This window comes from Dermacoccus sp. PAMC28757, assembly GCF_014302635.1.
Taxonomy (GTDB): domain Bacteria; phylum Actinomycetota; class Actinomycetes; order Actinomycetales; family Dermatophilaceae; genus Dermacoccus; species Dermacoccus abyssi.
In genome coordinates this window covers 500,512-526,411 of record NZ_CP060292.1, presented here as the reverse complement: position 1 = coordinate 526,411, position 25,900 = coordinate 500,512, and the positions used below count along the sequence as shown (strand labels likewise).

26 protein-coding genes are annotated in these 25,900 nt (G+C 68.5%); 16 read left to right on the top strand and 10 right to left on the bottom strand.

Translation table 11 applies throughout. The annotated features are described in order from the left end of the window. Nucleotides 1-333: 333 nt before the first annotated feature. Together H7F30_RS02550 and H7F30_RS02545 are read left to right on the top strand one after the other, a co-directional pair. Entirely contained in the window at nt 334-678 is a 345-nt protein-coding gene (locus H7F30_RS02550) for a DUF485 domain-containing protein (protein ID WP_047310807.1), read from the top strand. Continuing rightward, nucleotides 678-2,318, top strand: coding sequence for a cation acetate symporter (locus H7F30_RS02545; protein WP_187036518.1), 1,641 nt, complete (start codon nt 678-680; stop codon nt 2,316-2,318). The genes H7F30_RS02550 and H7F30_RS02545 overlap by 1 nt, the downstream gene beginning before the upstream one ends. Before the next feature lie 305 nt (nt 2,319-2,623). Here H7F30_RS02545 and H7F30_RS02540 read toward each other — a convergent pair whose 3' ends face one another. Continuing rightward, the gene (locus H7F30_RS02540; RefSeq protein WP_187038126.1) at nt 2,624-2,917 is read right to left on the bottom strand and encodes a hypothetical protein; all 294 of its coding nucleotides are present in this window, start codon (nt 2,915-2,917) and stop codon (nt 2,624-2,626) included. Between the two features lie 292 nt (nt 2,918-3,209). On the opposite strand from H7F30_RS02540, the gene H7F30_RS02535 reads away from it, so the two are divergent. Then, a complete protein-coding gene (locus tag H7F30_RS02535; RefSeq protein WP_255464929.1) occupies nt 3,210-4,055 on the top strand; it encodes a hypothetical protein in 846 nt (281 codons plus the stop codon). Between the two features lie 116 nt (nt 4,056-4,171). Beyond that, nucleotides 4,172-4,600 (top strand): hypothetical protein, encoded by a 429-nt coding sequence (locus H7F30_RS02530; RefSeq protein WP_047310804.1) that lies wholly within the window; start codon nt 4,172-4,174, stop codon nt 4,598-4,600. Nucleotides 4,601-4,663: 63 nt separating this feature from the next. Here the strand turns inward: H7F30_RS02530 and H7F30_RS02525 are convergent, their stop codons facing one another. Together H7F30_RS02525 and H7F30_RS02520 are read right to left on the bottom strand one after the other, a co-directional pair. Further along, nucleotides 4,664-4,831: a hypothetical protein gene (locus H7F30_RS02525; protein WP_187036516.1), complete on the bottom strand. Its 168-nt coding sequence runs from the start codon at nt 4,829-4,831 to the stop codon at nt 4,664-4,666. A 292-nt stretch (nt 4,832-5,123) separates the two neighbouring features. Then, entirely contained in the window at nt 5,124-5,660 is a 537-nt protein-coding gene (locus H7F30_RS02520; RefSeq protein WP_187036514.1) for a GNAT family N-acetyltransferase, read from the bottom strand. Between the two features lie 310 nt (nt 5,661-5,970). On the opposite strand from H7F30_RS02520, the gene H7F30_RS02515 reads away from it, so the two are divergent. Beyond that, nucleotides 5,971-7,086, top strand: coding sequence for a DUF2332 domain-containing protein (locus H7F30_RS02515; protein WP_255464928.1), 1,116 nt, complete (start codon nt 5,971-5,973; stop codon nt 7,084-7,086). An 80-nt stretch (nt 7,087-7,166) separates the two neighbouring features. Here the strand turns inward: H7F30_RS02515 and H7F30_RS02510 are convergent, their stop codons facing one another. Then, nucleotides 7,167-8,489, bottom strand: a complete 1,323-nt coding sequence (locus tag H7F30_RS02510) for a hypothetical protein (RefSeq protein ID WP_187036512.1) — start codon at nt 8,487-8,489, stop codon at nt 7,167-7,169. Nucleotides 8,490-8,647: 158 nt separating this feature from the next. Next, nucleotides 8,648-9,838 carry an alpha/beta hydrolase gene (locus tag H7F30_RS02505; protein ID WP_187036510.1) on the bottom strand — a complete coding sequence of 397 codons (1,191 nt, stop codon included), beginning with the start codon at nt 9,836-9,838 and terminating at the stop codon, nt 8,648-8,650. A gap of 30 nt (nt 9,839-9,868) precedes the next feature. On the opposite strand from H7F30_RS02505, the gene H7F30_RS02500 reads away from it, so the two are divergent. After that, complete coding sequence (locus tag H7F30_RS02500) at nt 9,869-10,291, top strand: NUDIX domain-containing protein (protein ID WP_047310800.1); 423 nt, start codon at nt 9,869-9,871, stop codon at nt 10,289-10,291. A gap of 186 nt (nt 10,292-10,477) precedes the next feature. Here H7F30_RS02500 and H7F30_RS02495 read toward each other — a convergent pair whose 3' ends face one another. Further along, a complete protein-coding gene (locus tag H7F30_RS02495; protein WP_187036508.1) occupies nt 10,478-11,002 on the bottom strand; it encodes a type 1 glutamine amidotransferase domain-containing protein in 525 nt (174 codons plus the stop codon). Between the two features lie 121 nt (nt 11,003-11,123). Between H7F30_RS02495 and H7F30_RS02490 the strand changes: the two genes are divergently transcribed. Then, nucleotides 11,124-11,621, top strand: coding sequence for a hypothetical protein (locus tag H7F30_RS02490; RefSeq protein WP_187036507.1), 498 nt, complete (start codon nt 11,124-11,126; stop codon nt 11,619-11,621). Between the two features lie 6 nt (nt 11,622-11,627). On the opposite strand, the gene recQ is transcribed toward H7F30_RS02490, so the two are convergent. Beyond that, nucleotides 11,628-13,505, bottom strand: a complete 1,878-nt coding sequence (recQ, locus tag H7F30_RS02485) for a DNA helicase RecQ (protein WP_370562860.1) — start codon at nt 13,503-13,505, stop codon at nt 11,628-11,630. A 129-nt stretch (nt 13,506-13,634) separates the two neighbouring features. On the opposite strand from recQ, the gene H7F30_RS02480 reads away from it, so the two are divergent. Beyond that, nucleotides 13,635-15,128: a CoA-acylating methylmalonate-semialdehyde dehydrogenase gene (locus H7F30_RS02480; RefSeq protein ID WP_187036505.1), complete on the top strand. Its 1,494-nt coding sequence runs from the start codon at nt 13,635-13,637 to the stop codon at nt 15,126-15,128. 67 nt (nt 15,129-15,195) lie between these two features. Here H7F30_RS02480 and H7F30_RS02475 read toward each other — a convergent pair whose 3' ends face one another. Beyond that, nucleotides 15,196-15,798, bottom strand: a complete 603-nt coding sequence (locus H7F30_RS02475) for a pentapeptide repeat-containing protein (protein WP_187036503.1) — start codon at nt 15,796-15,798, stop codon at nt 15,196-15,198. A gap of 237 nt (nt 15,799-16,035) precedes the next feature. On the opposite strand from H7F30_RS02475, the gene H7F30_RS02470 reads away from it, so the two are divergent. The 3 genes from H7F30_RS02470 to H7F30_RS02460 all read left to right on the top strand — a co-directional run bounded on the left by H7F30_RS02470 (nt 16,036) and on the right by H7F30_RS02460 (nt 19,093). Further along, a complete protein-coding gene (locus tag H7F30_RS02470) occupies nt 16,036-16,929 on the top strand; it encodes an ABC transporter ATP-binding protein (protein WP_047310794.1) in 894 nt (297 codons plus the stop codon). Next, complete coding sequence (locus H7F30_RS02465) at nt 16,926-17,867, top strand: ABC transporter permease (RefSeq protein ID WP_187036501.1); 942 nt, start codon at nt 16,926-16,928, stop codon at nt 17,865-17,867. The genes H7F30_RS02470 and H7F30_RS02465 overlap by 4 nt, the downstream gene beginning before the upstream one ends. A 203-nt stretch (nt 17,868-18,070) precedes the next feature. After that, entirely contained in the window at nt 18,071-19,093 is a 1,023-nt protein-coding gene (locus tag H7F30_RS02460; RefSeq protein WP_187036498.1) for a metallophosphoesterase, read from the top strand. A 251-nt stretch (nt 19,094-19,344) separates the two neighbouring features. Here H7F30_RS02460 and H7F30_RS02455 read toward each other — a convergent pair whose 3' ends face one another. Then, a complete protein-coding gene (locus H7F30_RS02455) occupies nt 19,345-19,503 on the bottom strand; it encodes a hypothetical protein (protein WP_187036496.1) in 159 nt (52 codons plus the stop codon). A gap of 77 nt (nt 19,504-19,580) precedes the next feature. On the opposite strand from H7F30_RS02455, the gene H7F30_RS02450 reads away from it, so the two are divergent. Next, nucleotides 19,581-20,144, top strand: coding sequence for a LysR substrate-binding domain-containing protein (locus tag H7F30_RS02450; RefSeq protein WP_187036493.1), 564 nt, complete (start codon nt 19,581-19,583; stop codon nt 20,142-20,144). Between the two features lie 90 nt (nt 20,145-20,234). Here the strand turns inward: H7F30_RS02450 and H7F30_RS02445 are convergent, their stop codons facing one another. Further along, a complete protein-coding gene (locus H7F30_RS02445) occupies nt 20,235-20,609 on the bottom strand; it encodes a VOC family protein (protein ID WP_187036491.1) in 375 nt (124 codons plus the stop codon). A 270-nt stretch (nt 20,610-20,879) separates the two neighbouring features. Between H7F30_RS02445 and ahpC the strand changes: the two genes are divergently transcribed. The 4 genes from ahpC to H7F30_RS02425 all read left to right on the top strand — a co-directional run bounded on the left by ahpC (nt 20,880) and on the right by H7F30_RS02425 (nt 25,846). Next, nucleotides 20,880-21,443 (top strand): alkyl hydroperoxide reductase subunit C, encoded by a 564-nt coding sequence (gene ahpC / locus H7F30_RS02440; RefSeq protein ID WP_047311193.1) that lies wholly within the window; start codon nt 20,880-20,882, stop codon nt 21,441-21,443. A 271-nt stretch (nt 21,444-21,714) separates the two neighbouring features. Next, nucleotides 21,715-23,265: an alkyl hydroperoxide reductase subunit F gene (gene ahpF, locus H7F30_RS02435; RefSeq protein WP_187036489.1), complete on the top strand. Its 1,551-nt coding sequence runs from the start codon at nt 21,715-21,717 to the stop codon at nt 23,263-23,265. Nucleotides 23,266-23,477: 212 nt separating this feature from the next. Continuing rightward, entirely contained in the window at nt 23,478-24,359 is an 882-nt protein-coding gene (locus tag H7F30_RS02430) for a hypothetical protein (protein ID WP_187036487.1), read from the top strand. Between the two features lie 29 nt (nt 24,360-24,388). Further along, on the top strand, nt 24,389-25,846 hold the full coding sequence (locus H7F30_RS02425; RefSeq protein ID WP_187036485.1) for an NAD(P)/FAD-dependent oxidoreductase: 1,458 nt from the start codon (nt 24,389-24,391) through the stop codon (nt 25,844-25,846). Nucleotides 25,847-25,900 lie beyond the last annotated feature (54 nt).

The following is a 25,900-nucleotide window of genomic DNA, read 5'->3' as shown; positions in this document are numbered from 1 at the left end:
TGCCCAGCCTACTGGCGCAGCAGGCGCAGATGCCCGCCAGGATTGGGGAGGAATTCGCCGCAGTGCAGGGCTTGCCGCAGCGTCGTGTTGCCGCCGCCGCGCATGACCGGGCCGCCCCGGCAAGGGCGGGCTCCGAACATCACAATCCGATTGACACTGGCAAGTAGGTCGCGATGCGACCCTCACGTGAGTCCGTCCTCCGTATGGTTTGTCCGACACGCCAAGGTGTGATTCACAACACATCGTTCTCGCGCCCGAGGCGGCCGGGGGAAAGGGGCTCACGTGAGTACGCCACATGAGCCGGACGAGCAGCTGGATCGTTCGTCCGAACCCGTGGTCGACAAGCCCGTCGACCACGACGCCGCGGCGCGGCGATACCTCGCCGTGCAGCAGAGCGCGGAGTTTCAGGATCTGCGTACGACGTTCCGCAAGTTCGTCTTCCCCGTGACGGCGTTCTTCCTCGTCTGGTACTTCGTGTACGTCCTGCTGTCGATCTTCGCGCCCGGCTTCATGGGTACCAAGGTGTTCGGCAACATCAACATCGGCCTCCTCATGGGGCTCGGGCAGTTCGTCACGACCTTCGCGATCACGCTCGCGTACTCACGATGGGCTGGGCGTGAGCTCGACCCGCGCGCCGACGCCGTCGGTGCACGACTCGACGGGGAGGCGAGCCACTGATGTTCACCGCACTCATGCCTGCCGCCGACAACACGGTCGGCAACCCGGCGCTCAACATCGGCATCTTCGTGCTGTTCGTCGTCGCGACGCTCGGCATCGTCATCAAGGTCTCCGCCGGCAAGAAGACCGCCGGAGAGATGTACACCGGTGGCGCCGCGTTCTCGGGCAAGCAGAACGGCATCGCCATCGCCGGTGACTACCTCTCGGCAGCCAGTTTCCTCGGCATCGCCGGCGCCATCGCCCTGCAGGGATACGACGGCTTCCTCTACTCCATCGGCTTCCTCGTCGCCTGGCTGGTTGCGCTCCTGCTCGTCGCCGAGCTCATGCGCAACACCGGCCGCTTCACGATGGCCGACGTCCTGAGCTACCGCCTCAAGCAGCGCCCGGTCCGTATGGCCGCTGCGTCGTCGGCGCTCGCCGTGTCGTTCTTCTACCTGCTCGCGCAGATGGCCGGTGCCGGTGGTCTCGTCAGCCTGCTGCTCGGTATCTCGGGCAGCGCAGCGCAGAACATCGTCATCGCCGTCGTCGGCGTCGTCATGGTCATGTACGTCATGATCGGCGGAATGAAGGGCACCACCTGGGTGCAGATGATCAAGGCCGTGCTGCTCATCGCCGCCGCCGCGATCATGACCTTCTGGGTGCTCGGCAAGTACGGCTTCAGCCTCTCCGGCCTCTTCGACGCCGCCGTCAAGGAGAACCCGAAGGCCGGCGAGAAGCTCCTCGAGCCGGGCCTCAAGTACGGCAAGACCACGACGACGAAGATCGACTTCATCTCGCTGTCGCTCGCGCTCGTGCTCGGTACGGCCGGTCTGCCCCACGTCCTTCAGCGCTTCTACACGGTGCCGACGTCACGCCAGGCCCGTAAGAGCGTCGAGTGGGCCATCTGGCTCATCGGTGGCTTCTACCTGCTGACGCTCGTCATCGGTTTCGGCGCCGGCGCCCTCGTCGGCCCGGAGAAGATCAACGCCGCACCCGGTAAGGCCAACGCCGCCGCACCGCTGCTCGCGTATGAACTCGGTGGGTCGCCGCTGCTCGGCATCGTCTCCGGCATCGCGTTCGCCACGATCCTCGCCGTCGTCGCCGGTCTGACGATCACGACGTCCGCCACGTTCGCCCACGACCTGTACAACCAGGTGTGGAAGCGCGGCCAGGCGTCGCAGGAGGACGAGGTCAAGGTCGCCCGCATCGCAGCCCTCGTCGGTGGCGCCATCGCCGTCGGTGGCGGCATGCTCGCCAAGGACCAGAACGTCGCGTTCCTCGTCGCCCTCGCCTTCGCCGTCGCGGCGTCCGCGAACCTGCCGACGATCCTCTACTCGCTGTTCTGGAAGCGGTTCAACACGCGCGGCGCGCTGTGGTCGATCTACGGCGGCCTCGGCACCGCTCTCGGCCTCATCATCTTCTCGCCCGTCGTCTCCGGAAAGGTCGACCCGGTCACCGGCAAGAACCTCGCGATGCTTCCCAAGAGCATCGACTTCCAGTGGTTTCCGCTCGACAACCCCGGTCTCATCTCCATTCCCGTCGGTTTCGCGCTCGGCATCATCGGCACGTTGACATCGAAGGAGTACGACGAGGCCAAGCACGCCGAGATGGAGGTGCGTTCCCTCACGGGGCACGGCGTCGCGGAGGCCATCGACCACTGACCTGGGGCGCGATCATCTCGCACCCGAGGGCACTCGATGCCTCTACGGCCGACTTCTCACGACGGACCCGGACGCTTGCACGCGTCCGGGTCCGTCGTTCGTCGTCGGGTCGCTGGGGAACTCCCAAGATGGTGACTTCTACGTCGACCGCATCACCGGTTCGGTGCAAAACTCCCAAGATCGTGCGTTCTGCGGTGACGGCATCGCTGGGTCGGTGCAGAACTCCCAACGGTGGGCGTTGATCGGTGCAAGCGGGCGCGCTTGGGCCTCGACGGACGCCGGGGAACAATGTGCGGATGAACGAATCACAGGACGGGCGTCGAACGCCTCGCGGCGCCACGCGTCTCGGCGACCACGTGGGGGGTCACGACGACGCGACACAGGCCCTCCCCGTTCACGATTCGCGCGAGCACTCCGACGGTGGTGGGGACGCACCACGCGGGGCGAGCCTGGGCGATCGTTTCTTCACGGAGAGCGCTGGCGAGATTCCTCGCGTTGACCAGCCACAGGACGCCACCGTTGCCGTACCGCAGAACGCTGCGGCTGACGGACCGGCTCCGCATCGTGTTGACGGCGATCGGGCCGTCGTTCCCGGCCACGAGGGCCCGGGGTCAGCAGTGGACGCGACGGCCTCAGTACCCAAGCAATCCACCAACGCTGTCTCGGCCGGCCAGCACGCCACCGCGCAGAACGGGAACCGACCACGCCTCGACGTCGGCGTCGTGGTCTCCCCGGGCGTGAGGTCGCTGGCCCACGAGACCGTGGGTGACGACATCAGGGCCGAACTGTCGCAGCGATACGGGCAGATCGACTGGAACCTCGTCGTCGTCGATGACCGACTCGAGGAACCGCCCGTCACACCGCTGGACCTCATGGAGACCGCGCGATCGGATGCTCGACGAGAACTGGGATCTCGTGCTCGTCCTCACCGACCTGCCGCTCAAGGACGGGCGCCGCGTCGTCCAGACGAAGCTCTCCCCGGTGCACGGTGTCGGCCTCGTCGTCGTGCCGGCCCTGGGCGTGGTGCAGGTTGCCGGGAAGGTCCGCAAGGCGTGTCTGCGCCTCGTCGAGCAGATCCTCGACTTCGACGGCGACGACTCCGTCGATGACATCGTGCGCCGTGCGTGGCAGCGTGCCGAGGACACCGAGGCCCACGAGGGTGAGAACCCCGCGCAGTTCGCGGCGCGCGTCCTCGGCGGCAACGTCGGCGTCCTGCTGGGATTGGTGCGCGCCAACCGTCCGCTGACGCTGGCGCTCCGGCTCACCCAGCTCATCGCCGTGACGGCGGCCGCTGGCGCGCTCATGCTCATCACGCCCGACATCTGGGTGCTGGCGAGCAACTACGGCCCGTTCCGGCTCGGTTTGCTGTCGCTCATCGCGATCGCGGCCGTGACGGCCTCGCTCATCGTCGGCGCACGCCTGTGGGAGAAGCCGCGCCGCCGCGGTGAGCGCGAACAGGTGACCCTGTTCAACGTCGCCACCGTGCTGACGATGACGATCGGCGTGAGCGTGTTCTACTTCGCGGTGTTCGTGCTGGCGCTCGCAGCTGCGTTCCTCCTGCTCGACGCTGCGTCGTTCAAACAGCTCTCGGACCAGGAGTGGGGCGTCTCCCGCATCGTCGACATCGCGTGGATGACGGCGTCGCTCGCGACGCTCGGTGGTGCCGTCGGCGCCGGTCTCGAGGAGGACGACATCACTCGTGCCGCTGCCTATACCCGGGACTCGGACGAAGATTGAGTAACAGAGAGAGAACCAACCAAGACTCTTGTCGACACTTGCAAGAGTCTTAATATAGTCTCGTGCCATGAGTGCCCACCAGGACGCCCACACCTAGCGCTCGAGGAGTGCGTGCCATGACCACCTACATCACCGTTCCGGTTCCCGAGGAACTCGTTCCCGCTGTCTACCGGCTCATCGCGGAGCACCAGGCGAGCCCGGCAAAGGCCGAGAAGCCTGCGGTGGATGAGCGTGACGACGAAGCCGGCCGCGACTGGTCATTCGACGATCTGCAGCTCATCGCCGACTCGGATGCCTCGTCCGTCCGGAGCTTCGCGGACGTGCTCACACTGCTCGCCGATGCCTCACCGACCTCGATGACGATCGGGGAGATCGGCGAACAGCTCGGCGAGAAGGGCCTCACCCTCCAGAACCGCTTCGGGGCCGTGACGCGCTGGATGCGCGGCCGGGTCGGCGACGACGTGCGTTGGCCTATCCGCACGGCCGGCGGCGTCTGGGCAATGAACGAGCACAACGCCGAGCTGTGGAAGCAGATCCGTTCCTGATCGACAGCAGGGCCGGTCACACCTGAGGTGTGACCGGCCCTGCTGTGTCTCGCGGGATGCTGCTCAGGCGGCGGTGGGCTCGCGGAACGTGAGGTTGAACGCGGCCGGGCGGGTGGCGTCCGCACAGAGAGTGTCGTACGGCGTGACGGGGGTGATCGCGGCTTCGCGACCAGCGTCCGCCGGCTCGGCGGTCGTGACGACGGTGAGGCTGAACGGGTTGGCAACAGTCATTCGAAAATCCTTCGAGTGGGCTGGGCAGTCGCGGCGTCGCGGGTTCGCGGTACGAGTGGTCCCAGCGGTGATGTGACGTGATCCGAGATCGCGCGGTGCGCGGAAGGGGGGGATCGTGAGCGGGGCGCTGAGTGCGTCATCGGCTGCTCGCTCTACGAGGAGTCAATCACACCAAGCGTCGGCAGCACGATTCGAGGGTGCGCGACGAGGGTGGCGCGTTTGGCCGAAGATGCGTCGAACGTTTGCAGCATCTTCGGCCGAACAAGCCATCCAGCGTCCCGGAAAGGCTCGCTCAGCGTGTGATCGCGTAGGCGAACATGTCCTTCGGTTCGTCGCCCACACGCTGCCAGTTGCGCAGGAGTCCCTCGCGCACGAACCCGCACGTCTCAGCGGCGCGCCAAGAGCCCTCGTTCCACGGCTCGACGAAAAGGTCGAGTCGGGCGATCTCCTCATGTGCCATAGCCCAATCCTTCAGTACCCCAAGGGCTTCCGTGAGCAGACCGCTGCCACGGTGAGAGGGAGCCATCCAGTAGCCGGTCGTCGCACGGCCTTCGTTGAGATGCTGGGTCCACAGTCCGATGTGCCCCACTGCCTCGTCGGTTTCGCGCAGCGCGATGGCAAAGGCGTAACCGACGGCCCTGTCGAGACGGCCCTGCTGACGGCGAACGAAAGCCTCGGCATCCGCGAGCGTTCCCGATGCCGGCACACTCGTGATGAGGGGGATGAGTGGATCTTCGGCGACGGACTGGACGACCCCGACGTCGTCCAGTCGCCACGGACGCAGGCGCACCCGCCCAGACTCCACCGTAGGGACCTTCCGAGGCAGCATGCGACCAGTGTGGCTCGCACGGGTCGTCGGGGCATCCCCTTTGTGGGACGCCGCGGTGGGCTCTCCGTGTCGCAGCTGGAGACTCGTCGCCGTATGGGTCGCTGGGGGTGACGGCGCCCGCATCTTCAAGGCAGGGTGCCCACGCCGGCCGCGCGCCGCCGCTATCAGCCCCTCTGCCAGAAGTCACCCTGTCTGAGGCGCCGCCCACACGGCGTTGCTCCGGCGGCAAGAAGCGCCCTTCTTGCGCGATGGCGGATCTGGATCGTCCAGGTCTGCGGGTGCACGATCAGGGAAACGGAGGAGGTTCACCATGGACGGTCAGCGGCCCGAGGCCACGGGAGTGCACGTGAGTGAGGCGGACGCGCAGCGGCAGGGCATCACGCAGATGACAGGCCTGGAAGCCGAGACGCGCCTTGCCTACGCCCGCTTCGGTGAACGAGAAGCTCGCGGCAATTCTCCTCTCTACGAGGAAGTTTCGGGTGCGATCGCTCGCGACGACACCTTGCTCGCACGCATCGAAACGCTCCCTGCCGCCAAGCGTCAGCCCAACCTCGTGCTCGGTGCGGCGCGCTACCTGAATGCGCCCGAAACCGGCGCGGATGCCTTCGTCACGTGGATGGTCGAACATTGGGACGCCGTCGAGCGCGTCGTCCGTGGGCGCGCCACGCAGACCAACGAAGCCGGACGCTGCGCCACCCTCCTGCCCTTCGTCGTCGGGGCGGCTCAGGTTCGTCCGATCGCTCTCGTCGAGGTGGGTTGCTCGGCGGGGCTGGCGCTCTTCCCCGACCTCTATGCCTACCGCTTCGATGCGGCCGACGGGGTTGCCGATCGCGTCGGTGCGGGTTCGCCTGAACTCGCGACCGCAGTGTCCGGGGCGCGGTTCGACCTCCCGATGGGCCTACCCCTCGTCGCCTGGCGCGGCGGCCTCGACCTCAACCCCCTCGACGTCCTCAGCGATTCCGCGAAGGCGCGCGACAACGCTCGCTGGCTCGAGGCGCTCGTCTGGCCCGGGCAGACGACGCGGGCCGAGCGACTGCGCGGGTGCATCGCCACGGTGCGCGGCCACCTCGGCACGCACCCCGGCGAGCGGCCGGTTGTCGTAAGGGGTGACGTCGTCGACGACCTCGACGAGCTGCTGCGCCAGGTGCCAGACGAGCTTCCTCTCGTGCTGTTCCACTCCGCCGTGCTCGCGTACACCGACGAGGCCACCCGAGCCGAGTTCGCCGACCGGATGCGTGAAATCGCCTCGCGGCCGGGTGGTTTCACGTGGATCAGCAACGAGGGCCCGGGCGTCATGCCAGGCATTGCGGAGACGGTGCCGGAGGGCGTTGAGGTGCCGGCGGGGCGCTTCGTTCTTGCGGTCGACGGGGTCGCCCGCGCCCTCGTCGGGCCGCACGGTCAGGCCATCGAGTTCCTCGCTGGGTGAGTGCCAGGTGACCGCCGCCGGCTCGGGACGACCCCAGTTCGTCCCGAGCCAGCGGACGGATCACCGGCCGGCGCCGCCCGTCAGTGCGCGTGGCCCTCGTGTGCTTCCTTGTGGGCCGGCGCCTCGGCGACACCGTCGACTACAGCCATCTCGACCGGAGTGTTCGCAAGCGAGATGCGCTTGGCGACCTTGCCGCTCTCGAGGTCGATGACGACGAGTTGCTTGTTCTCCGCGTCCGTGACGTAGGCCTTGTCGCCGGCGACCTTGATGGCCGGGCCGGGCTCCTGCCAGTCCGCCTTCTCCTTCCAGGGCTTGATCGCGTCGATGCGCTTGGTCACCTTGCCGGTCTCGACGTCGATGACGTTGACCTTGCCGTCGTACGTCAGCACGAGCCCCTCACCCTCCGGGCCGCGCGCAAGGGAGCGGAACCAGTACGAAGAGCCCAGCTCGACCGTGGTGAGTGAATCGTTGCGCGAGTCGATGAGCGCCACCTTCGTCGGGTGCTCGGCCTCGGCGTTCTCGTCGTCGATCTTCTTCGTCTTGTGGTCGCCGAGCACGATGGGCGACTCGTGCGAGCCGGCCAGGTTGCCGTTGCGCACGTACCCGCTCACCTTCACCTTGTGGAAGTCGCCGTCGCGGTAGACGACGGGGCCGCTTTCGCAGCCGAACACGGCGACGTCGTCGCCCTCGGAGTGCGGTGCCGCCTCGCCGTGGACGCCCTCGCAGTCGTCGGTGCGGGCGATCTCCTTGCCGTTCTTCGTCGCGACGATGCTCTTGCGCGCGTCCTTCGTGCCTTCGGTGTGCACCATCGTGCCGTCGGGCAGCGCGATGGCGACACCGTGGTGCGGGGCCTTCGTCTTCGCCGTGTGCGGTTCGACGGTCTTCGAGCCGACCTGGTCGGCGTCGAGCGTCTGGATCGTGCCCGCGCCGTCGGAGAACAGCGACACCTTGCCGGCGTGTGGCACGACGTGGCCGGCCTTCGGCGCGGCAAACGTCCGCTCGGCGAGGCCGGGCTCGTACGTGTAGTTGTGCTTGTGGTCGCCGTGCGGCTGGCTGCTGATTCCCATGTCGAAGACGCGGAAGACGTCGGCGTCGCTCACCATGACGTGCCGACCGTCCCCGGCGTTCGACAGGCGCAGGAAGCCGGGCTTCTTCGTTTCCTTGAGCGTCTTGCCGGTCTCGGCGTCGAGCAGCGTGAGGCCCTGGTCGTGCGAGAGGAGCACGCGCGGGTTGACGGTGGCGGCCTCCTTCTCGTTGCTGCCGACGGGCGCCGTCGCGGTGGTCGATGACGGCGTCGAGGTTTTCGACGACCCGGCGGACGAGGTCGAGTTGCCGCAGGCGGAGAGGGCGACGGCTGCGGTGGCCGTCAGGGCGAGTGCGCGCAGATGCGTTGTGGTGTTCATGGATGGAACACTAACTCATAATGAAAACCGTTCTCACCCGGGGGGTGATGCCCCCTGGCCGCGGAGCGTCCGAGAAACGGGTTGGGCAGACTTCCCTGCGGTTGGGCAGTGTCTGTGACGACCCAACGGCAGGAAAGTCTGCCCAGGGAGGTGGTGGCTCAGGCGGGGTCGACGCCGAGCGCCGTCCGCATCGCGCCAACGGCTTCGGCCATGCAGCGGCGCCCGAGATCCGTGGCGAGGATGTTGATGAACGGGTGCACGGCGTCGGTGTGGACCCGCAGGGTGGTGGCGACGCCGGCGCGCTCGAGCATCCGCGCGTAGGCGATGCCCTCGTCACGCAGCGGGTCGAACCCGGCCACCGCGACGTAGGCCGGGGGAAGGCCAGCGGCGACGAGCGCGTCGAGGTCAGTGGCGCGCAGCGGCGAGACGCGGGGGTCGGCGCGCAGAGCGTCGATATCGACGTCGCTGCTCCCACCGAGCGTCGGGCTGCCGGTGAGGTAGGTGGCCTCGTACCAGTCCATGTTGGCGCGGGTGAGGAAGTAGCCGCTGGAGAAGCGTTCGTAGCTGTCGGAGCGCGGCAGCGTGAGGTCTGTGACGGGCACGAAGAGCATCTGCAGGGCGGGCTTGGGGCCACCGTGGCGCGTCGTTTCCTGGGCGACGACGGCGGAGAGGTTGCCGCCCGCGGAGTCGCCCGCCACGGCGATGCGCTCCGGGTCGATGCCGAGGCGTTCGGCGTTGGCGTGGGCCCACCGGAAGGCGGCGACGGCGTCGTCGACCGCGGCGGGGAAGACGTGTTCGGGGGCGCGGCGGTAGTCGACGTTGAGGACGATGACCTCGCCGTCGGCGCACAGGGCGCGGGCCACGGCGTCGTGGGTCTGCGCTGATCCGAGCACCCAGCCGCCGCCGTGGAAGTAGACGACGCAGGGACGGGCTGTGCCGGGAGTGCGGGCGGCGTCGGCGTGCTTGCCCACGACGGTGACGGGGCTGGGGTTCGGGCGGTAGAGGAAGGCCGGAATGTCGCCGTCGGCGCCGTGCGCAGCGCCGTCGATCGTCACCTGTTCGACCGACGCCACGTCGGCGGGTTCGCCTGCGAACATCCAGGATTCGGCGGCAAGGGCGGTGCGGGCGTCGTCGACGGTGCGCTTGTCGAGTTCCTTGCCGCCGACGCGGCCGAGCACCTTGAGGCCGGTCGCGATGTCGGGGTCGAGGGCGCCGCCGTCGACGACGTGTGGGCGCCCTGCGGCGCGTTTACGCGCCGACTTCGGGAGCGCGAGGAGCGCTTCGAAGGCGCGACGCTCGGCGCGTTCGGCTGCGGAGGGACGGTACGGGGTGGAAGGACGCTCGGCCATGGGTTTCACTGTGCCGGATAGGCTCGGTGCATGTCCTCGAATTCGCTGTTGATCCGGGTTGCCGCCGTCGTCTTTCGGGACGCCGAGGGGCGCGTCTTGACCGTCCGCAAGCGCGGCACGGAGCGGTTCATGCTGCCCGGCGGGAAGCCGGAGGCGGGCGAGGAGTTCAGCGACACGGCGGCGCGCGAGGTGGACGAGGAGCTGGGGCTCGATGTCACGCCGGACGACCTCGACGCCCTCGGCCGCTTCTCGTCGGACGCCGCCAATGAGCCGGGCCACGCGCTGGAGTCGCACGTCTTCACCTACCGCGGCGTCCTGACGCAGGTGCCTGCCGTCGCGGCGGAGATCGACGAGCTGCGCTGGTTCACCGAGGCCGAACTGCGCACCCCGCCACCCGGCGTCCTGCTCGCGCCAATGCTTCAGTTCAACGCCGTCCCGGCGATTTTCGACTGACCATCCAGAATCCTCGGCAGGTCGCGCAGCGTGCTGATGCGCGGCGACGCCAAGTGGGTGTCGTGACGGTCGAGATGAAGCACCTGCAGACCGACCTCGCGGAGCGCGCATGACGACGCCGGCGCGCACACCGCGACAGTAGCGGGTGGCACCGACGTCGTCAGGGTTCGTAGCGCGGAGTCAGGCCTAGGCCTTGACCGCGTCGAGGATGGCCTTGTTGAACGCGGGCAGGTCGTCGGGGTTGCGGCTCGTGATGAGGTTGCCGTCGACGACGACCGTCTCGTCGACCCACTCGCCGCCGGCGTTGCGGATGTCGGTCTGCAGGCTCGGGAACGACGCGAGGCGCTTGCCGCGCACGACGTCGGCCTCGACGAGCATCCACGGTGCGTGACAGATCGCGGCGACCGGCTTGCCCGACGCCACGAAGTTCTTGACGAAGGTGACGGCGTCCTCGTCGAGGCGCAGCGCGTCAGGGTTGGCGACGCCGCCGGGCAGCACGAGCGCGGCGTAGTCGTCGACGTTCGCCTTCGACACCTCGATGTCGACCTTCTGCGTGTCAGCCTTGTCGAGGTGGTTGAACAGCTGGACCTCGCCGCTCTCGGGGGAGAGCAGTTCGGCGGTGAAACCGGCGTCGGTGACGGCCTTCCAGGGCTCGGTCAGCTCGACCTTTTCGATGCCTTCGGATGCGGTGAGAAAAGCGATCTTTGCCATGTCTCCAACGTAATCGGACAGTGCGGGGCACGCCAACGCCCGCACGGGTGGGGTTGCGGGCGGCCGCGGTCGTGCGGGGCGAATCGCTCTGCATCGCGGGCGGGCGGCGCACAATGGCACGGTGAATGCAGACGGTGACGAGACCCCGGAGGCGGCCTACCGCCTCCTTCACGAGCGCGCCGTCGGGCAGCCGCCGACGCCGGGGGAGCGTTCGCTGTCGGCCGCGCAGTACGACTCGGCCCGGGCCGACTACCTTGCAGAGAAGCGCATCGCTGCGAAACCGGGCGCCGCGATCTGGCCGCCGACATCGCAGACCCTCATGAAGCGCCTGGGCAACGGCTCGTGGAGTACGGCCATGACGAGCCTCGGCCTCACGACGAACTCGGGCCGAACCCGTGGAACCGGCTCGTTCAGCGACGACGACTACCGTTCCGCTGTCGCCGAATTCCTTGACGCTGCAGCGGATGGCGACAACCGATCCGTGACGTCGGACTCGTTCGCGCAGTACATCGTGTGGGCGAAGGCGCGCTCGTCCGAAGGTGCGAAACGCCCGAGCGGCGCGGCCGTCCGTCAGCATTTCGGTGGCTGGGAGACAGCGAAAACAGCAGCGCGGTCCTGAGCCGCGTCAGCTGGTGGCCGCCGCCACCGTCTCGAGCACTCCCGGACCGTAGCGGTCGAGCTTTGCGGCGCCCACGCCGCTTATCTTTCCGAGCGCGACGATCGTCGTCGGAGCCGCTGTCGCGATGGCCCGCAGCGTGGCGTCGTGGAACACGACGTACGCGGGCACGTCCTGCTCCTTCGCCGTGGCGGCGCGCCACGCGCGCAGTTGCTCGAACAGTTCCGCCTCGGCGCCCGTCAGATCGGCAGTCGCCTTCGCACTCTTGCCACCACCGGAGCTCGATCGGGTCTTGCGTCGCTCCGGCTCCGTGCGCATCGCGAGCTGACGCTCCCCGCGCAACACCGTGCCCGACGCCTCCGTCAGCCCGAGCATCCCGTAGTCGCCCTCGACGTCGAGCAGGCCCGCCGCCAGCAGTTGCCGAACGACGCCGCGCCACCCACGCTCCTCGAGTTCGGTGCCGATACCGAATGTCGTGAGGTCGGTGTGGCCGAGTTTCACCACACGCTCTGTCTCGCGCCCGAGCAGGATGTCGATGAGATGGCCTGAGCCGTAACGCTGCCCGCGTCGGTCGAGCCTGACGACCGTCGACAGCAGCTTCTGTGCCGGAATAGTGCCGTCCCACGTCTTCGGCGGTTCGAGGCAGGTGTCGCAGTTGCCGCACGGGCCGGTGCCCGGCTGCCCGAAGTAGGCGAGCAACTGCTCGCGTCGGCAGGTGACGGTCTCGCAGAGCGCCAGCATTGCGTCGAGGTGGCGCCCCAGGTTGCGCTGGTGCGCGGCGTCGCCGTCACTCGCCGCGATCATCTTCCGCTGCTGCACGACGTCGGCGAGCCCGTACGTGAGCCACGCCGTCGACGGCTGGCCATCACGTCCCGCGCGCCCCGTCTCCTGGTAGTAGCCCTCCACCGACTTCGGCAGGTCGAGGTGGGCCACGAACCGGACGTCGGGCTTGTCGATCCCCATGCCGAAGGCGATCGTCGCCACCATGACGAGGCCGTCCTCGCGCAGGAAGCGCGACTGATTGGCCGCGCGCACCTGACGATCGAGGCCCGCGTGGTACGGCAGGGCCGGGATGCCCTTGCTCTCGAGGAACGCCGCCGTTTTCTCCACCGACGCCCGCGAAAGGCAGTAGACGATGCCGGAGTCTTCCGCGTGCTCCGCCTGCAGGAACGCGAGGAACTGCTGCTGCGGCGAATCCTTCGCGACGATGCGGTACGTGATGTTCGGCCGGTCGAAGTCGGCAACGAAGTGCCGCGCGTCCTCGAGCTCGAGGCGGGTCGCGATCTCGCGGCGCGTGGCGTCGGTGGCCGTGGCGGTGAGGGCGACGCGCGGCACGCCGGGCCAGCGCTCGTGCAGCATCGACAGCCGCAGGTAATCGGGCCGGAAGTCGTGGCCCCACTGCGACACGCAGTGCGCCTCGTCGATGGCGAACAGGGCGATGCGCGCGTTGTCGAGCAGCCGCTGCGTCTCGGGCACGAGGAGTCGCTCGGGCGCGAGATACAGCAGGTCGAGCTCGTCCGCGAGGAGGGCCTGCTCGGTGGCCGCCCGCTCGTTGGGCAGCTGCGTCGAGTTGAGAAAGCCGGCGCGCACGCCGAGGGCCGAGAGGGCGTCCACCTGGTCGGCCATGAGCGCGATGAGCGGCGAGATGACGACGCCCGTCCCCTCCCGCACGAGCGAAGGCACCTGGTAGCACAGCGATTTGCCGCCACCGGTCGGCATGAGAACGAGAGCGTCGCGCCCGGCGATGAGCTCGTCGACGACGGCCGCCTGATCACCGCGGAAGTCGTCGTACCCCCACACGCGTTGCAGCACCTCGCGGGCAGCGCTTGGTGCAGCAGGAGGGGTGTTCGCGGCAGGCATGGCGTCGGGCTCGCTCTGGTGGGACATCGCGGCCAGCCTACGGGGGAGCCCCTCGGCGCGCTGGCGCCCGGACGACGCGGATTTCGGTCGCTGCGCTCGCCCCGCGCCCGCACTGCCCCGTCATAGGGTCGAAACGACGAGGAAGGGAGCGCTCACATGGCAGACGTCACGCAGATCGGGCACTGGATCAACGGAGCACGGGTCGCAGGGGAATCGGGTCGCGAGGGCGACGTGTTCAACCCCGCCACCGGCCAGGTCACCGGACGGGTGGCGCTCGCGTCGCCCGGTGAACTCGACACGGCCGTCGCGGCCGCCCGCGCCGCGCTGCCCGGCTGGCGCGACACGGGTCTGACGAAGCGCACCGCCGTCATGTTCAAGCTCCGCGAGATCATCACGGCGCGCAGCGACGAACTCGCCCGCATCATCACGAGTGAGCACGGCAAGGTCGTCTCCGACGCCGCCGGCGAGGTGACGCGCGGCCTCGAGAACGTCGAGTTCTGCGCCGGCCTCATGCACCACCTCAAGGGCGACTACTCCGAGCAGATCTCGACAGGCGTCGACGTTCACTCCGTGCGCCAGCCCGTCGGCGTCGTCGCGTGCATCACGCCCTTCAACTTCCCCGCCATGGTGCCGCTGTGGATGGTGACGACGGCGATAGCCGCCGGCAACACCGTCATCCTCAAGCCGAGCGAGCGCGACCCCTCAGCGGCCCTCTGGCTAGCCGAGGCGTTCAGCGAAGCCGGTCTTCCCGACGGCGTGCTCAACGTCGTCAACGGTGACAAGGAAGCCGTCGACGGCATCCTCGACCACGACGACGTCGCGGCCGTCTCCTTCGTCGGCTCCACCCCCATCGCCCAGTACATCTACGAGCGAGCAGCGGGCAAGGGCAAGCGGGTTCAGGCACTCGGCGGCGCGAAGAACCACATGGTCGTCATGCCCGACGCCGAACTCGACGGCGCCGCTGACGCCGCCGTCTCCGCCGCGTACGGCTCCGCGGGCGAGCGCTGCATGGCGGTCTCCGTCCTCGTCGCCGTCGGCGAGGTGGCCGACCCGCTCGTCGAGAAGATCGCCGAGCGCATGAAGAAGCTCACCATCGGCGACGGCACCGACGAAGCCTCGGAAATGGGCCCCCTCATCACCGCCGAGGCGCGTGACCGCGTCGCCTCCTACGTCGAGGGCGCCGCCGGTGAGGGGGCCACGATCGTCGTCGACGGCCGCGAGAAGACCTTCGACGGCGACGGCTTCTTCATCGGCACGAGCCTCGTCGACAACGTGCGGCCCGGGATGAAGGTCTACGACGAGGAGATCTTCGGGCCCGTGCTGTCGGTCGTGCGCGTCGACACCTTCGAGGAGGCCGTGAAGCTCGTCAACGACAACCAGTTCGCCAACGGCGTCGCCATCTTCACGCGTGACGGCAAGAGCGCGCGTGAGTTCGAGTACGCCATCGGGGTGGGCATGGTGGGCGTCAACGTGCCCATCCCCGTGCCGGTCGGCTCGTTCAGCTTCGGCGGCTGGAAGAAGTCGCTCTTCGGCGACACACACATGTACGGCCCCGAGGCGTTCAACTTCTACACGCGCCGCAAGGTCGTCACGTCGCGCTGGCCGGAGCCGACCGAGAGCCAGGTCGACCTGGGCTTCCCGACGCACTGAGTGAGCACTGTCGTCGCACGGGTGGAACGTCCGCTCGTGCGACGACGTGTGTCCAGGGCGTCGTCTCTCAACCGATGACGATGCCCTGCGCCACTGCGACGGCCAGCGCCCCGTCGACGTCCATCCGTGTGTTGCCGAAGCGGGCCCCGGCGAGGTTGACGCTGTCGACCCTCGCGCCGCGCAGGTCCGCCTCGCGCAGGTCGCAGCCGCGCAGCGTCGCGCCGGTGAGGTCGGCGTCGTCGAAGACGACGCGCTTGAGTGACGACTCGCTGAGATCGGCCTCGGCCAAGCGCACGTCCGACAGGTCGAGCCCGTCGAGCTTCGCCTGGCGCATCGTCACCATCGGCCACTGCCCACCGCGGACGACGGCGTGGGTCCACGAGCAGTCGGCGAACGTCGAACCCGAGAGCTTGCACCCGGCGAGCGTCGCCATGAAGAACCCGCAGTCGCTCAACGTGCACCCGGTGAACGCGACCTGCTCGAGCTGCGCGTCGTTGAACCGACAGTTGAAGAACGCGCACCCCTCGAACACCGTGGCGGCCATCGTCTTCTCCGTGAAGTCGCAGCCGTTGAAGCGGCAGGAGACGAAGCGTCGGCCGTCGAGATCGGTGTCGTAGAAGTCCACTTCGACGAAGCGTTCGTTCTCGGTGAGTGCGGTGTCGTCGGCCATGCCACGCATTGTGTCTCGTCGCTCCGACAACCCCGGCAGAGGCCTCGCCGAAACTCAGCCCCGGACGGAAGGCGCCGCCGTCATCCCGGCTGCGACCCTCGAACGACCCGCCGGCCCCAGGGATGTCCACCCCGAGGATGACGCCGTGTCCACCCTGAGGATGAATTTTCGGCGAAGGGTCGAAATGGGGGATGTCCCTCAGGGCTCACGCAGCGTCAGGCGCCTAGGGTTTGGAGCATGATCACAGTAGAGGCGTTGACCAAGAGCTACGGGGGAACCGTGGCCGTCGACAACGTCACCTTCAAGGCCGAGCCGGGCCGAGTCACCGGCTTCCTCGGCCCGAACGGTGCCGGTAAGTCGACGTGCATGCGCATGATGACGGGGCTGACGCCGCCCACGAGCGGCCACGCCACCATCCTGGGAAAGAAGTACGACGAACTGACGAACCCGGGGCGCCACGTCGGTGTCCTGCTCGACGCGAGTGCTCAGCACGCCGGACGCACCGGCCGTGAGGTGCTCACGCTCGGCGCCAAGACGATGGGCCTCGGCACCGACCGCGTCGACGAAATCCTCGACGTCGTCGGCCTCACGCCGCCGGAGGCGAAGCGTCGCGTGGGCGACTACTCGCTCGGTATGCGTCAGCGCCTCGGCATCGGGCACGCGCTGCTCGGTGACCCCGAGGTGCTCATCCTCGACGAGCCGGCCAACGGCCTCGACCCGGCCGGTATCCGCTGGATGCGTGGCCTCCTGCGCTCCTACGCCGAGCGTGGCGGCACCGTGCTCCTGTCGAGCCACCTGCTCCACGAGGTCGAGCAGATCGCCGACGACCTCGTCATGATCGGCCGCGGCCGCATCGTGCGTCAGGGCACGAAGCAGGAGCTGCTGCGCGGTGCGGGCACCAACGCCCACAGCACCGACGACGCTGCCCTCGCCTCCGCGCTGCAGGCCGCGAACATTCCCGTGCAGCGCACGCAGACCGGCATCCACACGCCGGCCGAACCCATCGAGGTGGGCAAGGTCGCTGCCGCGAACGGCATCGTCCTCGTCCAGCTCGGCCAGGCCGGCGGCTCCGGCCTCGAAGAGATGTTCCTCAACCTGACCGCCGCCGACTCCCGAGAGGTTGCGCGATGAGCACCCCCATGAACCCGAACCAGCCGCAGGGCGGAGCGCACTACCCGCCGCAGCAGCAGCCCGCGATGGCGGGCGGCCCGGGCGCGCAGGTGCCCCAGCAGGCTCCTCAGGGCGCGCAGTTCACGCCCCAGCAGGGCAGCGGCGCTCCGACCCAATCACGCCTGCCAAGCCGACTCGGTGACGAGGGACGCACGTCCCCGGTCTCCTTCGGGCGCCTCTTCGGCGTCGAGATGCGCAAGATGGTCGACACCCGCGCGGGCAAGTGGCTGCTCATCGCCATGGGCGTCCTCATCATCATCGCGTCCATCGCGGTGATGTTCGGTGGACGCGAGTCGGCGCCGCGGTTCGGCAACTTCGTCGCCGCTGCCGGTATCCCGATGGCTTTCCTCCTGCCCATCCTCGGCATCCTCACCGTCACGAGTGAGTGGTCGCAGCGGACGGCGCTCGTCACGTTCACGCTGGAACCGCGCCGCTCACGCGTCGTCCTCGCCAAGTGGGCCGTGGGCCTGCTGTTCGGCGCCCTCTCCATCATCTTTGCGTTCGCGATCGGTGCAGCGACGACGCTCATCGCCCAGGCGGCGTTCGGTCACGATGCCAACTGGACGATGTCGTGGGGCGCCGTGGGCGGCAACGTGCTGGCGCAGCTCATCGCGGTCTCGATCGGTATCGCATTCGGCCTGGCTTTCCAGAACACCCCGGCCGCGATCTGTTCGTACCTGTTCATCCCGATCCTCGTGAGCATCGTGACGTCGTTCGGCGAGACGATGCGCACGGTCGGTGAGTGGATCGACCTCAACCTCACGACGCAGCCGCTCTACAACGGCACGATGTCGAACGAAGGGTGGGCGAAGTTCGCCGTCGCGCACGTGCTGTGGCTCGTCCTTCCGATGGTCATCGGATTCATCCGCCTCAACAAGCGAGAGGTGAAGTCGTCCTGACCCAGGTCGACTGACCGTGCGGCGGGCCTCGGTCGCCGACGGGAGCAAAACACCCTCGGTGGGAGCGTCACGGCGCTCCCACCGAGGGTGTTTCGCTCCCATCGCCCGAGTCGTTCATGTCCCGTTCGCGCCGGCGACTCGCCGTCGTCAGGTCGGAGGCGTGGGATGCAGGGGCTGCCCGCACCTTGACTTGGAGGATTCACGTGAAACATCGCACCCCGGCCGCCCTTGCTGCTCTCGCCTGCCTCGCAGGCATGGCTCCCACTCAGGCGGTTGCGGCCTCTGACGGCGCGAAGCATCACGCGGGCTACACCTTCGCCGTCATCGGTGACGTCCCCTACGGCCAGGCGCAGATCGAGGCGTTCCCGAAGTGGGTCGACGAAATCAACGCCGACCCCGACGTGCGACTCGTTCAGCACGTCGGCGACATCAAGAACGGCTCGACGCGTTGCGACGACAGCTACTTCGCCTCGATCAAGAAGCAGTTCGACCGTTTCCGCGACCCGCTCGTCTACACCCCCGGCGACAACGAGTGGACCGACTGCCACCGCCCGAACAACGGCTCGTACAACCCCTTGGAGCGCCTCTCTGCCGTCCGTTCCACGTTTTTTGCGAAGAACAACACGACGAACGGGCGCCCCCAGCACGTCGACGGCGTCAACCGCGCCTTCCCGGAGATCGTGACGTGGCGCAAGGCGAAGGTGAGCTTCGCCGCGCTGCACGTCGTCGGGTCGAACGACGACCTCGCGCCGTGGACCGGTATCGGCGAGAAGGCGGCGACGCCCGCGCAGGTTGCCGAGCAGAAGGCGCGGATGAACACCAACCTGGCGGCGCTGCGCTCGACGTTCGCCGACGCGAAGAAGCACAAGTCCCGCGCCGTCGCGGTCTCTCTCCAGGCGGACATGTTTGACCCGACGTACGACGTGCCGCACGAGAACAACACGGCGTTCACGCCACTTGTCGCCGAACTCGTCAAGCAGTCGAACGCGTTCCATGGCCCCGTGTACCTCATCAACGGGGACTCGCACGTCTACACCAGCGACCGGCCGCTGGCGAGCGGCTCGCGGTGGCTCTCGTTCTACGGCGTCAAGGTCAGCGCGAACAACCTCACCCGCATCACGGTGGACGGTTCGGACAACAACAAGGGCTGGCTCAAGGTGAGTGTGACCGATTCACCCGCAGTCCTCAAGTGGAGCCGCGTCCCCTACCGGACGCAGGCCGGCTGACCGACGGGAGCATCTGCGCCGACGGGAGCAGGACACCCTCGGTGGGAGCGTCGCAACGCTCCCACCGAGGGTGTTTCGCTCCCATGGCCCGGGGCGCTCCGTCGAGGGACGCGTCACCGGCTCGCGAGCCGCTTCCACTCGTCAGTGCTGACATTGCCACCCGTGACGACGACGGCGACCGAACCGCCCTGCGCTTCCCCGTCCCGCTTCTGACGAGCACGCAGCCCTGCGAGTGACGCAGCTGCGGCGCCCTAGGCGAGCAGGTGGGCGTGGGTGGCGAGCAGGTGCGCGGCGTCGTCGATGGCGTCGTCCGGCACGAGTTCGAACGCGGCGAGTCCGACATTGCCTGCCGTGCCGCGCGAGCCGCGCAGGACGCTCTGCGGCGTGGCGAAGCCGCATCCCGTGGCCAACCCGCTGACGCGGGTGTTGGCCTCTTGGGAGACTTCCGCCTCACATCGTCGAGGTCGAACCGCCGGAAGCCGCCGCGTTGCTGCGCTCGGGGCAGGTCGACGTCGCCATCACGTTCGCCTATTCCGGGCAGCACTTCGATGACGACGTCACCGTTGAGCACCTCGGGTGGGACGCGTTGCACCTCGTCGAACCGTCTCGTTCGGTTGGCGGCACGATCGCGGAGGGGCGCGCCTCCGGCGAGAGGGAAGCGACGGGCCTGCGGCCGGACGAACTGCGAAGGTTCTCCGATGACCGGTGGATCGCGGGCTGCGAGCGCTGCCGCACAGGGCTGCTCGACCTGTGCGCCTCCGTCGGAATCGAGCCCGACATCGGCTTCGCCAGTGACGACGTCGTCGCCGTACAAGCTCTCGTGGCAGCGGGTTTCGGGGTGACGTTGCTGTCTGCACTCGCGCTCGCGGCCACCGCAACCCAGGCGTCGTCACGCACTCCGTTGTCGGTGCGGGCCGAGAACTGCACGGCGCGACGTACGGCGCACCGCCGCGCCCGGCCGCCGTCGAGGAGGTCGTTCAGACGCTGCTCGGCCTGTCGTGGATCGCGTGACGAAAGGTTGAGCCGTGTCTCGACGGCGCGTCGATCGTGAGGGCCTGCAGTGAACGGTTGTGCGGCGCTCATTGCCCGAGAACGCGTCGTGCCTGACGCGTTTCCGGACGATGTTCGGACGCGCTGGGCGTCAGGGCGGGCCGTCCAGGCCGAAGACTCCGCCGAACGGATCGACGAGCTGGCAGATGCTGCGCCCGCCGCCGATCGTGAGCGGCCCCCGATGATGCTCGGCTCCCGCATCGAGAAGCGCCTCGCGATGGGTGCTGACTCCGTCCGTCGCGAAGTAGGCAACGACGCTGGTACCGAACGGGTTGCGCTCGACGTCGGCGGGGTGGAAGCCGATCTCGGCACCATCGACCTCGACGAACCAGAGCCCCGAATCAACCTGCACGGCAGTCGATTCCACGCGCAAGACGCGCTCGGCGTACCACCGGCATGACGTCTCCGGGTCTCGCGCAAAGATCATGACGCCGCGAAGTGGGTGGGTGTGCTCGTGGGTCGTCATGGCCCCAGGTTGCCACGGTCGGACGGTGAAGATGGTCGCGACTCGACCACGCCGTCGCGAACGAATGTGACCGTGAATCGCAGATGTGCACACAGCCGTCGGCCTGAGAACTCGGGGCGCGCCGCGAGGGGGGCGGGTCGTTCACGCGATGTTCACGCGGCCCGCTGTTGGACAGGGCGACCAGATAGGCTAAAGTGGAGTCATTCCAGTTAAGGAATGCTTGCGGCGGCGCCACGCTCGCCGCCGATCCCCAACGCGAAGGAGCATGACGTGTCGCTCATCAACACGACCATCAAGCCGTTCAAGGCCACCGCTTTCAAGCAGGGCGAATTCGTCGAGGTTTCCGAGGCCGACGTCGCCGACAAGTGGAGCATCTTCTTCTTCTACCCGGCCGACTTCACGTTCGTCTGCCCGACCGAGCTCGGCGACCTCGCCGACTACTACGACGAGCTGCAGAAGCTCGGCGTCGAGGTCTTCTCCGTCTCCACCGACACCCACTTCACGCACAAGGCGTGGCACGGCTCGTCCGAGACGATCGGCAAGATCAACTACGCCATGATCGGTGACCCGACGCTCCAGATCTCGCGCAACTTCGAGATCCTGCGCGAAGACGAGGGCCTCGCCAACCGCGGCACCTTCCTCGTCGACCCCGACGGCGTCATCCAGTTCACCGAGGTCACCTCCGAGGGCATCGGCCGTAACGCCGCCGAGCTCGTCCGCAAGGTCAAGGCCGCCCAGTACATCCGCAACCACCCGGGCGAGGTCTGCCCCGCCAAGTGGGAAGAGGGCGAAGACACGCTGGCCCCCTCGCTCGACCTCGTGGGCAAGATCTGACCGTTGCGATTCGCGGAGCCGCGGGGCTGAACCCCTCGCAAGTTCGGGCTCTCAGCCTCGCGGCTCGCTCATCGCGCACCCCAAGCCGGTGACGACGGGCGCGGTCACCCCTTCCGCGCCCGCCGCCACCCCACCCCGTCCCCCGGGCCGCGGGTGGAAGCCGGCGAGAACGCCCCCAAGGTTCTCGCCGACTCCCACTTCCGACCCGACTCCCGCTCGCCTCACGTCGTGACGTGCGAGCGACGCCCGTCCGACTCCCAGGAGGCACCCCATGGCCGTTCTCGACCAGAACATGACCGCCCAGCTCCAGCAGCTGCTCGGCAACCTTCGCGAGCCCGTCGAACTGCGCGCCAGCCTCGACGACTCCGACAAGTCCAAGCAGACCGAAGAGCTCCTCAAGGAGATCGAGGCCCTCCACGACCTCGTCTCCTACTCGCGCACCGACGAGAACGAGCGCCGACCCTCCTTCGAGATCGCGCGCCGCGACACCGACGTGGGCGTCCACTTCGCGGGCCTGCCGCTCGGCCACGAGTTCACCTCGCTCGTGCTCGCCCTCCTCCAGGTCGGCGGCCACCCCGTCAAGATCAGCGACGAGCAGGCCCAGCAGATCCGCGACATCGAAGGCGAGTTCCGCTTCGAGACGTACATGTCGCTTTCCTGCCAGAACTGCCCCGACGTCGTGCAGGCGCTCAACGCCATGAGCGTCATCAACCCGAACATCCACCACATCGCGATCGAGGGCGGCGCCTTCCAGCACGAGATCGAAGAGCGCGACATCAAGGCCGTGCCGACGGTCTACCTCAACGGCGACGTGTTCGGTCAGGGCCGCATGACGATCGAGGACTTCATCTCGAAGCTCGACACCGGCGCCGACGCCAAGGCCGCCGAGAAGCTCAGCGCCAAGGACGCGTTCGACGTCCTCGTCGTCGGCGGTGGCCCCGCTGGTGTGGCCGCGTCCGTGTACACCGCACGCAAGGGCATCTCCACCGGCCTCGTCGCCGACCGCATCGGCGGCCAGGTGCTCGACACCATGGCCATCGAGAACTTCATCTCGATGCCGTACACCGAGGGCCCCAAGCTTGCCGCGGCGCTCGACCAGCACCTGCACGAGTACGAGATCGACGTCATGAAGGGCCAGAGCGTCGCCAGCATCGAGGACGACGGCGACCTCAAGAAGGTGACGACCGAGACCGGCGCCACCCTGCGCGCCAAGCAGCTCATCCTCGCCACCGGCGCCCGCTGGCGCCGCATGAACGTGCCCGGCGAAGAGGAGTACCGCAACAAGGGCGTCACGTTCTGCCCGCACTGCGACGGCCCCCTGTTCAAGGGCAAGAAGGTCGCCGTCATCGGCGGCGGTAACTCCGGCGTCGAGGCCGCCATCGACCTCGCCGGCGTCGTCGGCCACGTCACCGTGCTCGAGTTCCTCGACACCATGCGCGCCGACGAGGTGTTGCAGCGCAAGCTGAAGTCGCTGCCGAACGTCGACATCGTCATGTCCGCTGCGACGACCGAGGTTCTCGGCGACGGCAAGGCCGTCACCGGCCTCGAGTACACCGACCGCGAGAGCGGGGAGACGAAGAAGCTCGACGTCGAAGGCGTCTTCGTCCAGATCGGCCTCCTGCCGAACACCGAGTTCCTCGACGGCGTCGTCGAGCTCAACGAGCGCAAGGAGATCGTCGTCGACGCCCGCGGCGGCACCTCCGACCCGGCGATCTTCGCCGCCGGCGACGCGACGACCGAGCCCTACAAGCAGATCGTCGTCGCAGAGGGTTCCGGCGCCACGGCCGCGCTCGGCGCGTTCGACGCGAGCATCCGCGTCTGACGCCTCCCGCACCACAAGGGCCGAAACCTTCCCTTCTTGCGTCCAAGCAGACCGCTTGTGCACAAGAAGGGAAGGTTTCGGCCCTTCGTGCGTGATTGATGACGCCCACCCCGCGCGCCGCATAACGGGAAGGTCACGCGTCGTTGCTACCGTGTCCTGTCTCCCGGGAACCGGGTGAACATCCCGACACGCACGGCCAGGAGGCGTAACGCATGCTCGAACAGTTCCGCCTCATCCTCAAGGCCCTGCCGTGGACGGGCCCGGCCATCGTCGTCGGAGCATTCCTCGCGCTGGTGTCCTTCTTCCTCTTCGCCCGACGCCGCTCGCACGCCGACCGAGTCGGTTTCGCGCTCGTCGTGTGGTGCCTCGTCGTCGCGGCCGTCGTCACGCTGAGCCCGGTCAAGAACGACTACTTCGGGATCCCGGCGGCGGGGTGCGATTGGTCGATCTGGCGCCCGCTCGCCCGTGACTACTGGTTCAGCTCCGGCTCCCGGCCGCCGAATGTCTGGCTGTTCTTCCCCGCCGGTGTCGGCGTCATGCTCCTCGACGGTTTCTGGCGCAAGTTCCTCGGCATCGCGTTCCTCCTCGCGCTTCCACCGGGGATCGAGACGATCCAGGATCTTTACCCCGAGCTCAAGCGCAGCTGTTCGAGCCAGGATGTCGTCGACAACTGGACGGGTCTCGCCATCGGGCTGCTCATCGGTGCGGCGCTCGCGCTCCTCGTCGGCATCTACCGCTTCTTGCGTGGCAAGGCGCGCGCCCGTCGCGAGCGCAAGGACGCCGCGCTGTACGGCGAACCCGCAGCAGCGACGCCCGCCGCCCAGGCCGACCTCCCGCTCGGTGGCGGTGAGCCCGACGCCGTGCGCTACGACGAGTTCTCCGACTTCGACGACCGCCCCAACTCGACCCGCTGGTACGAGGACGACGGCTACACCGCGACGCAACCACACCCGTCACGCGGAAGTCTGCGCGGCGACGACGGACGCACCCGCGCGATGCCGACCGGCCGCCACCTCGACCCGGAGAGCCCGTACTCCCCGGAGTCGAGCGACCCCGACGACCCGGACGCCACCCAGATCATTCGTCGCCGCTGAACACCCTCGCGACCTGACATCCTGACGCCATGAGCATCAGCCGGGTCGCCGTCGTCGGGTCGGGGCCCAACGGCCTCGCGGCCGCGGTGACGCTCGCGCGCGCCGGCCTCGCCGTCGACGTCCTCGAACGCAACGCCTGGCTCGGTGGGGGAGCGGCCACCCGCGAAATCACCCTCCCAGGGTTTCGCCACGACCTTGCGAGCGCGGTGCACCCGATGGCGCTCGCGAGCCCCTTCTTCCAGTCCTTCGGGCTCGCCGACCGCATCGACATCGCCGTCCCGGAGATGTCGTTCGCCCACCCGTTGCCCGACGGCCGTAGCGGCTTCGGGTACCGCGATCTCGACCGGGCCGCCGACGCGATCGGCCGTGACGGCGGCGCGTACCGAGCCTTCCTCGGCCCGGTCGTCGACCACCTCGCCGGAACGGTCGATCTCACGCTCAACTCGTTGCTTCGCGTGCCGCGCGACCCGGTGGCCGCCACGATCTTTGCCGCCCGCGTCGCCGAGGCCGGCACCCCCGCCTGGAACGCCCGGTTCGCGGAGGGGATCGCGCCCGCTATGCTCACCGGTTGCGCGGCTCACGCCATCGGCCGACACCCCAGCCCGGCGCTCGCCGGCGGCGGGCTCCTCCTTGCTGCCACGGCCCACGCGGCCGGGTGGCCCGTTCCCGTCGGCGGCTCACAGGCCATCGTCGACGCTCTCGCGGCCGATCTCGAGGCGCACGGTGGACGCATCGTGCTCGATCGCGGGGTGACAGACCTCGACGAACTCGACGAGTACGACGCCTGCGTCCTCGACGTCGGTGTACCCGCCTTCCTCGATCTCACCGGAGAACGCCTGCCCGCGAAGTACGCGCGGGCCCTGCGCCGCTACCGGCACGGCCGCGGCGTGAGCAAGGTCGACTTTGCGCTCGCAGGGCCCGTGCCGTGGGCTGATGCCCGTCTCGGCGAGGCGCCCACAGTCCACCTCGGCGGAACGCGCGCCGAGATCGCTCTAGCCGAACGGCAGGTCGCTCGCGGCTGGGTGCCCGAGCGTCCGTACGTCCTTGCGGTGCAGCCGAGCGTCGTCGATCCCAGCCGAGCACCCGAGGGAAAGGCGACGTTCTGGGCCTACCTCCACGTGCCTCACGACAGCAATCTCGACGCCACCGACCTCGTCACACGCGCCGTCGAGGAGTACGCGCCGGGCTTCTCCGACCTCGTCCTCGCGAGCGTCGCGACGCGGGCCACCGACTTCGCCGAGGCGGTGAGCCCCAACTTCGCCGGGGGCGATTTCGCGGGCGGCGCGGTGAGCGTCGCGCAGATGGTGAAGCGACCCGTGGTGTCGACCGCGCCCTGGCGTACCCCGCTCGACGGCGTCTATCTCGGCTCCGGCGCGACGGCGCCCGGCCCGGCCGTTCACGGCATGTGCGGCTGGCACGCGGCGCGCACGCTCCTCTTCGACCACGGCATCGCGCCGCCGTCGCTGCGGAAAGCCGCGGCAGGGTAGAAGTAGCCTTCGGGGCTCTGCAACGCCTCGCCCTCCTGGAACACTGAGGGAGAG

Coding starts and splice junctions, on each gene's coding strand:
- H7F30_RS02545 (WP_187036518.1), top strand. CDS start 678: ATGTTCACCGCACTCATGCCTGCCGCCGACAACACGGTCGGCAACCCG.
- H7F30_RS02535 (WP_255464929.1), top strand. CDS start 3,210: ATGCTCGACGAGAACTGGGATCTCGTGCTCGTCCTCACCGACCTGCCG.
- H7F30_RS02530 (WP_047310804.1), top strand. CDS start 4,172: ATGACCACCTACATCACCGTTCCGGTTCCCGAGGAACTCGTTCCCGCT.
- H7F30_RS02525 (WP_187036516.1), bottom strand. CDS start 4,831: ATGACTGTTGCCAACCCGTTCAGCCTCACCGTCGTCACGACCGCCGAG.
- H7F30_RS02520 (WP_187036514.1), bottom strand. CDS start 5,660: ATGCTGCCTCGGAAGGTCCCTACGGTGGAGTCTGGGCGGGTGCGCCTG.
- H7F30_RS02515 (WP_255464928.1), top strand. CDS start 5,971: ATGGACGGTCAGCGGCCCGAGGCCACGGGAGTGCACGTGAGTGAGGCG.
- H7F30_RS02510 (WP_187036512.1), bottom strand. CDS start 8,489: ATGAACACCACAACGCATCTGCGCGCACTCGCCCTGACGGCCACCGCA.
- H7F30_RS02505 (WP_187036510.1), bottom strand. CDS start 9,838: ATGGCCGAGCGTCCTTCCACCCCGTACCGTCCCTCCGCAGCCGAACGC.
- H7F30_RS02500 (WP_047310800.1), top strand. CDS start 9,869: ATGTCCTCGAATTCGCTGTTGATCCGGGTTGCCGCCGTCGTCTTTCGG.
- H7F30_RS02495 (WP_187036508.1), bottom strand. CDS start 11,002: ATGGCAAAGATCGCTTTTCTCACCGCATCCGAAGGCATCGAAAAGGTC.
- recQ (WP_370562860.1), bottom strand. CDS start 13,505: ATGTCCCACCAGAGCGAGCCCGACGCCATGCCTGCCGCGAACACCCCT.
- H7F30_RS02480 (WP_187036505.1), top strand. CDS start 13,635: ATGGCAGACGTCACGCAGATCGGGCACTGGATCAACGGAGCACGGGTC.
- H7F30_RS02475 (WP_187036503.1), bottom strand. CDS start 15,798: ATGGCCGACGACACCGCACTCACCGAGAACGAACGCTTCGTCGAAGTG.
- H7F30_RS02470 (WP_047310794.1), top strand. CDS start 16,036: ATGATCACAGTAGAGGCGTTGACCAAGAGCTACGGGGGAACCGTGGCC.
- H7F30_RS02465 (WP_187036501.1), top strand. CDS start 16,926: ATGAGCACCCCCATGAACCCGAACCAGCCGCAGGGCGGAGCGCACTAC.
- H7F30_RS02445 (WP_187036491.1), bottom strand. CDS start 20,609: ATGACGACCCACGAGCACACCCACCCACTTCGCGGCGTCATGATCTTT.
- ahpF (WP_187036489.1), top strand. CDS start 21,715: ATGGCCGTTCTCGACCAGAACATGACCGCCCAGCTCCAGCAGCTGCTC.
- H7F30_RS02430 (WP_187036487.1), top strand. CDS start 23,478: ATGCTCGAACAGTTCCGCCTCATCCTCAAGGCCCTGCCGTGGACGGGC.
- H7F30_RS02425 (WP_187036485.1), top strand. CDS start 24,389: ATGAGCATCAGCCGGGTCGCCGTCGTCGGGTCGGGGCCCAACGGCCTC.